This window comes from Dactylosporangium sucinum, from assembly GCF_014647515.1.
GTDB classification, from domain to species: Bacteria; Actinomycetota; Actinomycetes; order Mycobacteriales; family Micromonosporaceae; genus Dactylosporangium; species Dactylosporangium sucinum.
Window position 1 is genome coordinate 11,574 of sequence record NZ_BMPI01000023.1, and the last position, 13,019, is coordinate 24,592.

Genomic DNA, 13,019 nt, shown 5'->3' on the forward strand with positions numbered 1-13,019 from the left:
CGTCCAGAATCCGGGCGCGATCGGGCTATCGGGAGGTGTCGGCGCTCGCAGCGGTGATGGGAAGTTCTACGCGAAGGCTGGTGCCCGTCCCGCGGGGGCTGCGGAGAACGATCCGGCCGCCGAGCGTCTCGACGCGGTCCTTGAGCCCGACCAGGCCGGTGCCACCGGCGAAGTCGGCCCCGCCGATGCCGTCGTCGCGGACCGTGACGCGCAGGACGGCGCCGGCGGCGCCGGCGGTGTCGGCGGTGTCGGCGGTGTCGGCCTCGACGGTGACCGCGACGGCCGAGGCGTGCGCGTGTTTGGCCGTGTTGGTCAGCGCCTCGGCGACGACGTAGTACGCGGTGACCTCGAGGTGCTCGGGCAGCCGCCCGTCGGCGCGTATGTCGACGTCGACCGGGATCGGTGAGCGGCGGGCGAGCACGCGCAGCGCGGCGCCGAGGCCGCCCTTGGTCAGGATGGCCGGGTGGATGCCACGCGCGATCTCGCGCAGTTCGTCCAGCGCGCTGGTCGCCCCGGCGACGGCGAGGTCGAGGTGCGCGCCGAGCGGGGCCGGCATGGCCTCCTGCGCCGCGCGCAGCTGCAGCCTCAGCGCGACCAGTCGCTGCTGGGCGCCGTCGTGCAGGTCCCGCTCGATGCGCCGGCGGGTCTGGTCGGCGGTGGCGACGATCCGTGCGCGCGATGCGGTGAGGGCGGCCCGGCTTTCGGCGTTGGCGATGGCGGTGGCGATGAGCTCGGTGAAGTCGGCCAGCCGTTGCTCGGTGTCGTGGGGCAGCCGTTCGCGCCGCGACCCGACGCGCATGGCGCCCCAGACCCGGCCCTCGACCACGATCGGGCTGGCGACCGCGGATCGGAGCCCGGCGGCGAGGTCCTCGGGCGGGCCCGCCGTTATCAGGTCGTCCGGCAGGTCGTCAGCGTCGCGGCGAGCCGCGCGGCCGGTGGCCTGGACCAACCCCATCTCCGAGTCGGGGTCGGGCCGGCCGCGCGCGCCCGGCTGGGAGCGGTCGAGGCCGTGGCGTCCCATCACGGTCGTGTCCCCGTCCGGCTCGAACCGCACGATCGCTGTGCTGTCGGCGCCGAAGAGCGCGCCGACCTCGTCGGCGACCGCGGCGAAGACGACGTCGGGCCGGACGCCGCGGGCGACGAGTGTCGCCACTCGTCGCAGGGTTGTCTGCTCGTCGGCGATCTGACGGAACTCGGCGTAGAGCTGGGCGTTGTCGAGGGAGACGGTGAGCTGGCCGGCGATGAGCTTGACGCCGTCGAGCCGGTCGGTGGTGAAGGCGCCGCGCATGAGGCGGTTCTCGAGCAGCAGCACCGCTTGCAGCTTGCCGCGGCTGAGGATGGGCACGGCCAGCAGAGAGCAGCGGGTGACGTCGGCGAAGTACGGGTCGCGGGCGAAGCGCTCGTCGCGGGTGGCGTCGCCCACGACGAGCGGCGCACGCATGCGCCGGGCGTACCGCAGCACGGACATCGGGACCGCGTGTTCGTGGCCGGTGCCGATGTCCGTGGTGACCGGGATGACGCCGCCGCCGGGCGCGGGCAGCAGCCAGGCCTGCCGGTCGTCGCTCCACAGCAGCAGGTGTACATCGGTGGCGCCGGTCATCGCGCTGAGCACGTGGGCGACCCGCGAATGGAGCCCCTCGACGCTGGTCTCCGAGCTCAGCGCCTGCGACGCCGACAGGATGCCGAGCAGGTCGATGGTTCCGGTCGTGACAGTGGAGCGACGGCGGGATCGATCGTCGCTCTGGTCGGGATGTGGTCGCAGGGTGGGGTAGGCCCAGTCGAGTTGGTCGACCTTCGCGGTCGCGCCCCATGCGAGGTACTCCTGGCGGGCCTCGGCGAGCAGTTCGTAGCCGGCGTGCTCGAGGCCGTGGGCGAGGTAGAAGCGGGCCGCGCGTTCGGTGATCAGGGCCTGATGCCATGGGCGCTGCCGCTGGGCGACGTCGCGTCGCGCGGCGTCGAAGCCGAGGGCGGCGACGCGGAAGTCGCCGACCGCCCACGCCCGTTCCGCCTCGAGCAGCCGCAGCAGGTGCTGGAAGTTCTCCGGCGCGTCCGCGGCGCGTGCGGCCAGCCATCTCGTTACCTCGTCCAGCTCGGACAGCAGACGCGCGCGCTCGGCACCGTGGCTGGACCGGGCCTGCCCGGCGAGGGCCAGCCCGCGCAGCAGGCGTGCCAGGGCGGTTGCGTAGAAGCCCTGCTCGATCGCCGGGAGCCGCATCGCCGCCGCGCTGTGGCGTGCCAGGCCGGCCAGGTCATCGAAGACGGCGGCGGCGATAGCGCTGGTGATCTGCACCTGGAGCAGCGCCTGCGGGTTGTCGGCGTACCGGTCGGAGGGGACCGCCTCACCGGCCGCAGCAGCGCTTTCGCCGCGCAGCACGCCGGCCAGCCACCGGTACGCCTCGAGCCACTGGACGGTCTGCTCGCTGCCGGTTCGGTGCACGAACGCGAGCCCGGCCCCCAGCCGGCTGACGAAGTCGTCCAGCGATGGTGCGCATTCCAGCAGGCCCGTCGCGGTCGTGTAGTAGGTGTATCCGGCGTTGGCCAGGTCGCCACCGGCGATCAACCCTTCGCGGGCCCGCTGGGCCGCTTGGACACTGCTTTCGATCGGCTCGAACCAGAAGTTCAGCAGCGCGAACAGGAGACGCGTGTGCGAGGTCGTGGGCTCGTAGCCGCGCGCTTCGCCCAACGCCAGGAACCGCCGCAGCGTACGGTACGCGGCGGCGTAGTCGCCGCGCACCGTAATCGCGGCGAAGCTGATCTGGTTCACCGCGCCGAGCAGGACAGGGGCGGGGCCGTGCTCGGTCCAGATCCGTAGCGCCTCCAGGCTCAGCCAGCTGGCCGTGGTGTGATCGGCGCCGATGTAGGTCGACGGCAGGATCGCGTGGATCAGGCGGCTGGCGGCGAGCAGCTTCGGGTCGGTGATGTCCGGCCGGGTCAGTTCGTCGGCGTCGTCGGTGTGGTCCAGCCACCGGTACATGGCGTCGAGCCGGCGGTCGAGCTCCAGCTCGATCCGGTCCGCGGGCGGCACGGCGATGCCCAGCTCACGCAGCGACTTCAGGCAGAGCTCGATCGCCTCGGCGAAGCGGTTCCGGTGGGTGAGGCTGCGGGTCTGCACCGCCGTGGCGTCCGCGTGGTCCAAGGCGGTGGTGCACAGCCCCTCGATCGTGCGGTACTCCTCGTCCGCCTCGTCCAGGCGGCCCAGGCTGTACAGCGCGGCGTGGCGGCCGGTATGGACCTCGACGAGCGTGGCGTTCGCATCCGGGGCGATCAGTAGTAGCGCCGCGGTGAGCAGCGTGTTCACCAGCGCGTAGTTCCCGGTCAGCCGCGCCTGGTCGGCGGCCCGCCGCAGCAGCCCCACCACCACCTGCCGCTCGGCGGGGTCGTCGACCGCGTCGACCACCGGCAGGTACTGCTCCGCCGCGACCGCGAACAACTCCGGCACGGCCGCCAGCCGCCGGGCCATCGCCAGCCGCAGGGTCCGGAGCCGCTGCGGGCCGAGCCCGCGCAGGGTCGCCTCGCGGATCCGGTCATGGTGAAACCGCACCGCCGGACGCATCCCGGGCTCCACCACGAGCACGCCATCGTCGAGGGCGGGCGCCAGCCGCTGTTCCACCAGGTCCGCCGGCTCGGCGGTGGCGGTCTGCAACACGCTCAGCTCGACCCGTCCACCCAGACCCGCCATCGCCTCCACCACCTGCCGCGACTCCGGCGGTATGGCATCGACCCGCGCCGTCAGCAGCCCGGCGACCTCGGACCGACCCAGATGAGCGCGCACGGCCGCCGCGTCCCATCGCCAACCGGCGGCCGTGGCGGTCAGCACGCCGTCGTGTCGCAGCGCGTTGAGCAGCTCCACGATGTCGAACGGGTTGCCGGACGCGTACGGGTTGATCACGTCGACCAGGCCCTCCGCCGTGGCCCGGTCCGCGCGGAGCATCTCGGCAACCATCGTGACCGAGGCGGATACCGGCAGATTGGCCAGGCGCACGTGCCGCACTCCGGGCTGTTGAAGCCATCGGGACAGCGGCGCCGCCAGCGACTGCGCCGCGTCCACGTCGGCGTCGCGGTACGCGCCCACCAGGAGCAGGCCGTCGATCTGCTCCTCGCCGAGCACGAGGTCGACGAAGCCGAGCGGCGTGCGCCCGGCCCACTGCAGGTCGTCGACGAACATCACCACCGGCCGCTCTCGCGAGACGACCGCGCGCAACACGTCCACACCCATTCGCTGCGCCCGAACCTGCGCGGTCAGCGGATCCCCCGCATCGGGCGGCACGGCCAGCAGCGCCGCGAACTCCGGCGTTATCGCGGTCGCCAGCCCCGCGTTCGCGCCGAGCGACTCCAAGATCCGTTCGCGAAGCTTGCCGAGGTCGCCCTCCGGCTCGGCCAGCAACAGCCGACCCAACGCCCGAAACGCCTGACGGACCGCGTCGAACTCCAGATCCCGCCGATACTGGTCGGACTTGCCGGCCACGAACCAGCCGTCGCTGCCCGTCACCACCGGACGCAGCTCATCGACCAGCGCCGTCTTGCCCATCCCCGGGGCCCCACTGACCAGCACCCCCCGGCACCGGCCCGCCAGCGCATCCGCAAACGCCGCCGCCAGCTCCGCCACCTCGTCGTCGCGGCCCACCAGCCGCGACGGCGGCAACAGCCGCAGCGAGACATCATGCTCGCCGATGCGCAGGTCGGCGTCCCGCAACCGCTCCAGGTCGTAGACCACGCCGTCGGCCGTCTGGTACCGGTTGTCCGGTTCCTTCTCCAGCAGATGCATGATGATCTGGGACAACGGGCCGGGCACGGCCGGATTCACGTCGGCGGGCGGCGCCGGCGTCCGAGCCAGATGATCATGCGTGAGCCGCAACGGGTCTCCGGAACCGAACGGCGGCTCACCCGTGGCCAGCTCGTACAGCGTCGCACCCAGCCCGTACAGGTCGGCGCGCTGGTCCACCGACCGGCCGGTGCGTCCGGTCTGCTCCGGCGCCAGATACGCCAGGGTCCCGACGATCTCGGTGTGATGCGTGAACTCGGGACGAAGCTCCGCCAGCGACAGGGCCAGCCCGAAGTCCACCAGGCACACCGCGCCGTCGCCTGACATCACGACGTTCGCCGGCGTGATGTCCCGGTGCATCACACCCCGCCGATGCATCCCAGCCACCGCGTGGCCCAGCCCGACCGCGAGCCTGATCAGGTCGTCGACGGCCAGGGGTTTGGTGAACCCGGCCAGGCAGGTGCCACCGGCGTCCTCCACCACGACGGCCCCCGGCCACCGCGGCGGCTCCACCGGCTGCGCGACCCCCGCGACGCCGCGCAGCCGCTCCAGGATCGCCAGCTCGTGCCGCACGCGCCGCTGCGCATCCGGTCCCAGCGGCTCCTTGCGGATGACGGTGCGTCCAGCAAGAAGTACCCGGGCAACGCGCGTGCGTTCGCTCTCGTGCAATATGTCGGTCCGAACGGGTGGAAAACGGCCGGGCTGCACCTCGCCGACGCCCATCCGACACCTCCGCGGACGGTCGGATCTCATCTCGTACCGTTGTCAAGAGTGACACGAAATTACCTGACGTAGCAGGTCACGGGCCGATCGTGGAGGGCCTGCGACGACGGCCACGACCGCGGCGCGCGCATTGACAGCGGCCTGCCGGCTGCACTCCCGGCCCGCCTCCGTCGCCTCCCGGTATGCCATCGGGAATAAGGCACAAAATGTACAACTAAAGCATTCTACTTTTATCTCCCTATTTTGCGTGCGCGCCGAATCGCGAGTTTCCGCCGGACGAATCCGGGAAGCACGCCCACCGCGACCCGGCCAACTGTCGCTTGTACACACGGCGAACTGCGACAACGGGCGCGTACCTGTCCGATCCGAGGACCGGAGAACCGTGCCGTCGCGGACTCCGGCCGTCCGAGCCGGACGATCCACGCAACAGGGAGGCAAGCACAATCGTGAAGTTCGCACTCAAGGCCGGCGTTTGCGCGGCAGCGACCGCGCTCGCGGTCGGGGCGTTCGCTCCGAGCGCGTCCGCCCATTCGACGGACGAATGGCGCTTCTGGAAACCGTTCATCAACCAGTTCAAGAAGGTCGACGTCATCGCGTCGACGGTGCCGGCCAACGGGGATGTCAACCCGTACGGTGTCGCGGTGGTACCGCGCAGCAAGGACAAGCTGCGCAAGGGCGAGGTTCTCGTCAGCAACTTCAACAACAGCGACAACCACCAGGGCACCGGCACGACGATCGTGCAGATCAGCCGCGAGGGCAAGGTGAGCCTGTTCGCCCAGATCGACGCCAAGAAGCTGCCGGGCGCGTGCCCGGGCGGCGTCGGGTTGACCACCGCGCTCGTGGTGCTCCGTACCGGCTGGGTCATCGTGGGCAGCCTGCCCACCGCGGACGGTACCTCCGCGACGGCCCAGGCTGGGTGCCTGATCGTCCTCGACAGCAAGGGCCAGGTGCGCGAGACGTTCTCCGGACACGGCATCAACGGCCCATGGGACATGACCGCGGACGACAAGGGCGAATCGGTCAACCTGTTCGTCACCAACGTGCTGAACGGCATCGTCGGCGGCCAGCCCGCCACCACCAAGCAGGGGACCGTGCTGCGTCTCGAGTTGAAGATCAAGGGGGACCGGCCCCCGGTGCTGCGCAAGATCACGACCATCGGCTCGGGATTCACGGAGAAGACCGACCCGACCGCGCTGATCATCGGCCCGACCGGGGTCGGCCTGGGCAAGGACGGCACGCTGTACGTCGCCGACACCGTCGCCAGCCGCATCGCCGCCATCCCGGACGCGGACGACCGCAGGACCAGCGCCGGCACCGGACGCACGATCACCCAGGGCGGACGCCTGTCCGGCCCGCTCGGGCTGGCGATCGCACCCAACGGCAACGTGCTCACCGTCAACGGCGGCGACGGGAACATCGTCGAGACCAACCCGCGCCTCAGGATGCAGGTCGCGTTCCGCACCCTTGTCGAGAACGGTGCGGGCGCCCTGTTCGGTGTCGCGATCGCACCGGACAACCGCGGTGTCTACTTCGTCAACGACAACGACAACACGCTCGAACTGCTGCACTGACCCGAAGGCGCCACCGCCGGCACGTGCGCACCGACAGTCAGCTGCCGGTGCGCACGTGCCGCCACTACCACCGGGCAAGTCCGTCGGCCCGCACGCGGCCGTCGACGTCAAGGTCGCGGCGGGGGCGCGTCGTGTTCGAGGGTTGCCAGGGAGCATCACATCGGCGGGATCTGGGCCAGGTTCGGGTGGGGGCGCGGGCCGCCCTCGGCGAGGAGCGCGGTCGGGGCCGGGTCGCTCGCCACGTCGGCGAGCATGCCGGTGGCCGCCGCCCAGAACGCGGCGCGGTCCTCGGGCTCGTACCACTCGATGCCCGCCGACCACGGGTCGTACGGGTAGCCGGCGTCCGGGCCGGGCAAGGTGTCCGGCGACGCCAGCAGGTCGTCGTAGGCGGGAGCGTTCTCGTGCACGGCGTGGCGCAGGTTCTGGGCGTTGTCCAGGCCGATCCGCAGCCGCAGCCAGCGGTAGCGGGTCCACTGGGCGCCGTTGGCGAAGCGGCGGCTCAGGCGGGCGCCGGCCAGCGCGCCCCGCAGGGCCATCGACGCGATGATCTCGCGGGGCATGAACAGGTTCTCGCCGCCCTCGTCGGGGCGCTGGCGCACCCAGGCGACGCGCCCGCGATACCCCGGCATCCCCGTCTGCATCGTGTCACGCCAGTTCCGCGCGGTGTCGAGGATGGTCATGACGAAGCCGAACAGGGACCTCGGGACCGTCGTGGACGGCGCGCGGCTCGCCTGCCAGTCCTGCGGCAGCCACACGTCCTGGTGCGGGAACGCCTCCGGGTGGTCGCCGAGGTTCAGGCCGAAGGTCGGCCACGCCGGCAGGAGCGTGTCGAACAGGTGCACCGGGAAGTTCGACGTGATGCCGCCGTCGGAGAACCACAGCTCCTCGGGCAGCCGGTCGCCCTCCGCCGGCCACCGCAGGACGGTGCCGGACGCCGTGATGCCCCGGCCCAGGTCGTCGCGGATCGTCGTGGCGGGGTTGAGCCGGTACAGGCGGACCGCCTTGAACAGACCGGGCAGCGCCATGCTCAGCCGCACGGCGACGACCACGGGCAGGTCCCACGGGTCGGGCAGCCGGTGCAGGACCAGATCGCCGACCTTGACCTGCTGGGTCGCGCACATCGCGGTGACGACCGGCTCGGCGAAGACGCCCTCGATGTCCCCGGGGTAGAAGTACAGCGGCTCGGCGTCGGGGTCGAGGGGGAACACGTAGGGCCGCTGCCGGGTCAGGTCGGTGGTGACCAGCTGCAGGTTGACCAGGCGGGTGCGCGGGCCGGCGCCCCGCTGCCCGCCGCCCGGCCGGTACTGCGGCCCGTGCCACAGGTGGCCGAAGCGCAGCACCTCGCCGTGCTCCAGGCCGGCCAGCTCGCTGAAGCAGTCGCCGAGCCAGTGCACGACACCCCGGTCAACGTCGGGGTCGGGCGCCCCGGCGAGGAACTCGGCGAGCGTGCGCCGCACCCGGCCGGCCTCCGGCGCCCCGGCGAGCAGGCCGTAGCCGTAGTCGTGCTGCTTGCCGAGGTACGTGAGGATGGCGACGAGCACGACGGCGGCCATCGCGGTGCCGAGCACGATGCCGACGAGCAGCGCCGCGACCCAGTTCCACCAGCCGATCGCGGCGGCCGCCACGAGCGCGGCGGCGACCAGGAGCGCCGCGACGGGACCGAGCCTCCCCGATCTGGTGGTGATCCGACGGTACCGGCTGGAGACCGATCGCAACCGCTCCACCCACGGGGGCAGGCCGGTCGGTGCGGCGGCCTTCCGCGGCAACAGCGGCGCCGCGGTCAGCAGCGCGGTCGCCAGCACGAACGCCAGCAGCAGGTCGAGCGGGCCCCACCAGAACGACCCCGGCCGGTGCGGCGACGGCCAGGCCAGGTGCGTGCCGACCCACCCGGTGAGCAGCACCCCGGCCACGGTGAGCAGGGCGAGCGCGAGCTTGGACTTCCAGCCGAACGCGAGCAGCGCGGTGACCGGCACGGCCCACAGCCGCTGCCGCATCACGGCGACGATGATCGCGAACACCCGCCGGTCCCGCGGCTCGGGGCCGGCCCGGAACAGCTGCGCGAGCCGGTACCGGTCGCCGGTGCGCTGCTCGTCGCCCTTGCGGTCGAGCTGGCTGAGCCACGCGATGAGGTCGGACAGCCCGGCGAACCCGGACCGCACGTGCCCGGCCCGCCGGTCCTCGTCCGACAGCTCGGCATAACGCGCGTCGGCGACCCGCCCGGGCGCCAGCATCCGCCCGCTGCGTCCGAGCTCCGCGGCCGCGGTCGCCGCCGCCGCGATCGCCCCGGCCGACGCGCCGCCGACGTTGCGGACCCGGTACGTGCGGGCGATCTCGCACACGGCGAGCGGATACACGACCCCGGACGTCGTGCCGCCGCGCATCGCGAGGTCGACACTGCGCCGCCGGTACTCCTGCCGCTCCTCGCCGGTCCGCCCGGAGCCCTCCGGCAGCACGTCGTCGGGCGCGAGCCAGACGGCCGGCCCGGCCCCGTCCAGCGCGAACCGCTCCGGGTCCCCGTATCCACCGACGTCCATCGGCGGCGGGTCGGTCCACAGCCACTGCGTCCCGTCGACCCGCGGGTCGATGAGGCCGAAACCCTCGGGGAGATACCCCGGGAGCCGCCCGTCCGCACGCAGCAGCTCGGTGTAGGCCACCGGCTCCGGCCCGAGCAGCTTGCGCAGCACCTTGAGTGCTTGGTCGGAACTCGGCACCGCCATGGCGCGCTCCCTCGATGACCGTCAGCACGGACGTCCGGCGCCAAGCTACCGCGTCGCCGTACCGGAACGACACGCTCCATCGGTCTCGATCGGTCATGGTTCGGACGGGACGCCGCGGCAACCGGCCACGCGAAACCGGACAGGTCCGCGAGCGCTCAGCGGTGGGAGAGCCAGGCCCGAAGGTTGCCGACCCACAGCGCCACGGCGCTCGCGGCCAGCAGCGCGGCCACGGCGGTCCGCCAGTGGTTGGCGACGACCTCGACGACGGTCCAGCCGGCCAGCAGTACCGCGGCTGTCAGGGCGGCCCGCCACAGCAGGCGCAGCAGCCGGGCACGGGCCGCGGCCTCGACGGCGACGAGCAGCGCGAGCAGCGCCACGACCGACCAGAACACGCCGAACGGCGGACTGAACACGATCAGCGCGGCCCCGCCGAGCAGGACCGACGCCGACGCCGCCGACCACAGCAGCAGGAACCGGCGGCGCCCCACCCGCTCGGCGGGCGACGGCAGGCGGCGGTCCGGCGGCTGCGCGGGCGTGGGCGGCGGCTCGCCGTCCTCGAGCGCCACCCGCTCCGCCTGCAGGCGCTGGAGCTCGGGGTCGGCGCGGGTGCCGGCGGGTCGGCCCATCGCCCGGATGCCGGCGCTGCTGCGGCGGATTTCCCCGCGGTACCGCCGGATCAGCCGGACGACCTCGTGCAGGCGCTCGTCGGCGGCCGCGCCCGGATCGGGGCCCTCGGCGTCCAGTCCGGCCCAGGTGACCGGGTAGGCCCAGGAGGCGCGCACCGTCCCGTCGCGTTCGTAGCGGGGGCCGGCCGGGGCCCGCTCGCCGCCGAAGCGGTCCTCGGTGTCCAGCCCCCACAGGCCGCGGTACCCACGGATCCAGGGAGTGTCGTCGTCGACCACGACCGGCGTCCATGCGTGCTGTTCACCGGGTCCGATGCCGGGACCGTCACCGCGGTGGTAGTCGAGGAACGGCAGCCCGAGACCGGCGCCCGGGCCGTCGGCGGCGCGTCGGCGGGCCGACCGCCACCATCGGGTGACGGACTCCAGCCCCGGCCAGGTGACCGTCGTGACGTAGTCGCCGGGTGCGTAGGCGCCCGCGTGCGAGCCGCCACCGGCGTAGACCACGGGGTGGTCGCCGACGCGTTCCAGGCGCGGGTCGTCCCAGCGGCGGCGCAGCTGCGGGCCGGGCTTGTCGTGCGAGGAGTACACCACCCAGGCCGGGTCCGGGCCGGGTTCGGGGACGAAGACGGTGACCTGCTCCCAGTCGGCCTCGTGGTCGTTGACCCCGCCGAACGTGGAGCGCCAGTCGTTCATGGCGTAGAAGAACCAGTACTGCAGGACCAGGTAGCCGCCGTCGCGGAAGACCCGGCCGTAGTACGGGCGGACGCCGGGCGACGGGCGCCGGTCGTACTCGACGTGGGCCGCGGCCCGCGTTCCGCCCGGCACCGCGCCGCGCACGAGCAGCGACAGCCGCAGGGCCGCGTCGACCAGGCGGGCCGTCAGGCCGACGGCGGCGAACCGCTCGCCGGGCCGGAAGGCGCTCTCGCCCCGCTCGCGCCGCCAGCGCCGGTACTCCGCCCCGCGCAGCGGCCGCTCCACGTAGCGCAGGTACAGCACCTCGCCGCGGTGCCGGTCGCCGTACTCGGCGAGAGTGCGGGCGTCCAGTTCGCCGGCCGGCACCAGGCACTCGGTGTCCCCGCCGCGCCACAGCGCGGCCCGGTCCAGGAAACCGTCGACGTGCGTCGGCAGGAACAGCTCGCCCGCCGTGTATCGGATCACCGGCTCGTAGCGGGCGAGCAGTCGCAGTTCGTCGGACACCGGGCGCCGGTACCCCGGAGCGCATGGAAAAACCTGCGAGGCGGAGTTGCCGGTGATCTCACCGATCCTCCCGGCCGGACCATGCCGTTGCTACCAGCTTCGCCCGGTACGACCGTCTCGCAGGCACTTTTCATTCTATGCGCGGGTTTGCCGGGTGCGGGGTGAGCATCCGGGTGATCGGCGGCGCCGCGCGCGTCGGCATCGGCACGCTCGCCGGTGCTCGTTCGGGGCGTGGCTGTCCGACGTGCTGCCGCACCTCGCGTACGGCGGCGTCACCTACGCCGTCCTCGCCGTCCTGGACCGGGGCTCCGTCAGGCCCATTCCCAGTGGAAGCCGACGATCGCGCGCTCGACGGCGGTGAACCGGCAGTGCACCGAGCCCTCGTCGTCGAGCTCGACCGGCTCCTCCTCGGTGATCCGAGCGTGGTCGAGCGCGTCCCAGCGGGCCAGCCACACGCGGCGCGGCAGCCGGTCCGGGTGGAACGTCACCCAGATCGTGAGATCCTTCGTCGAGTTGAGCACCCCGCGGCGGAACTCCGGCGGCGGCGCCGTGCGGTAGAAGAAGTTCGTCCGGTACTGCATGAGCGTGCTCCGGCCGCGTCGCAGCGGCTCGGCGAGCAGGATGTCGACCGCGTACAGCGTGTCGGTGAGCCGGTAGACGTCGCCGACACTGCCGCCGCGCACGACCTCGACGACGAGCTCGTCGGTGTCGAAACGATAGGGCAGCGAGGCCAGGCCGTCGACCCGGGAACGCAGCACCTGGATGGTCTGGTGCTCCGCCGGCCGGCCGTCGGGGCCGAGCGTGTGCCGCTCGTGCAGCGACAGCGACTCGTATGCGGTGGCGTCGACCGCCCGGCCGAGCACGGCCGGCACGCGCACATCGTCATTGATCATCCGGAGGTTCGCCGATCCGCGCATGAGCCCGGCGAGGCGCTCGGCGTGCCGCGGGCGGACCCGGAACGCGGTGACGAAGCGGGTCAGCGTGTCGGGCGCGAGCGCCGTGCCCTCCAGGGCCTGGCGCGTGGCCTGGAGCGTCGAGCCCGGCGCGAGCGGGCCGGCCGGGGCGCCGTCGGCCTCGGCCAGGACCCGGGCCACCGCCGCGTAGTCGATCTCCTCCGGGGCGACCGGCCCGGCGAACCGCTGCCACGCGGCCCGGTAGTCGCCCGACCGGCGCAGCAACATCCGCAGGTACGCGCCGGTCTGCCGGACCCGGTCGTCGCCCACCGCAAGCCCTCCGTCGTCCGCGTGACGTTCCCGTGAGCTTAACCGGCCCGCCGGCTCGCCCGCATCGCCGCTCACCGCACGTCCGGCGACCCGAACAGACGATGGCCGATGCGGCGACCGGCGATGCGCCACGCCGCAGTTCGTCGGAGGCCGGGCGGTGGTAGCCCGGAGCGCATGGAAAAACCTGCGAGGCGGAGTTGCCG

General features: G+C 72.9%; 5 protein-coding genes. 1 reads left to right on the forward strand and 4 read right to left on the reverse strand.

Annotated elements, in window-relative coordinates:
* Positions 1-25 precede the first annotated feature (25 nt).
* Positions 26-5,335 (reverse strand): AAA family ATPase, encoded by a 5,310-nt coding sequence (locus IEZ31_RS23320; RefSeq protein WP_190252074.1) that lies wholly within the window; start codon positions 5,333-5,335, stop codon positions 26-28.
* 596 nt (positions 5,336-5,931) lie between these two features.
* On the opposite strand from IEZ31_RS23320, the gene IEZ31_RS23325 reads away from it, so the two are divergent.
* Positions 5,932-7,056 carry an NHL repeat-containing protein gene (locus IEZ31_RS23325; RefSeq protein ID WP_190252075.1) on the forward strand — a complete coding sequence of 375 codons (1,125 nt, stop codon included), beginning with the start codon at positions 5,932-5,934 and terminating at the stop codon, positions 7,054-7,056.
* Between the two features lie 155 nt (positions 7,057-7,211).
* Here IEZ31_RS23325 and IEZ31_RS58910 read toward each other — a convergent pair whose 3' ends face one another.
* From IEZ31_RS58910 to IEZ31_RS23340, 3 genes are all read right to left on the reverse strand, one after another.
* A complete protein-coding gene (locus IEZ31_RS58910) occupies positions 7,212-9,773 on the reverse strand; it encodes a patatin-like phospholipase family protein (RefSeq protein ID WP_190252076.1) in 2,562 nt (853 codons plus the stop codon).
* A gap of 155 nt (positions 9,774-9,928) precedes the next feature.
* On the reverse strand, positions 9,929-11,593 hold the full coding sequence (locus IEZ31_RS23335) for a hypothetical protein (protein WP_190252077.1): 1,665 nt from the start codon (positions 11,591-11,593) through the stop codon (positions 9,929-9,931).
* 311 nt (positions 11,594-11,904) lie between these two features.
* Complete coding sequence (locus tag IEZ31_RS23340; RefSeq protein ID WP_190252078.1) at positions 11,905-12,816, reverse strand: hypothetical protein; 912 nt, start codon at positions 12,814-12,816, stop codon at positions 11,905-11,907.
* Positions 12,817-13,019 lie beyond the last annotated feature (203 nt).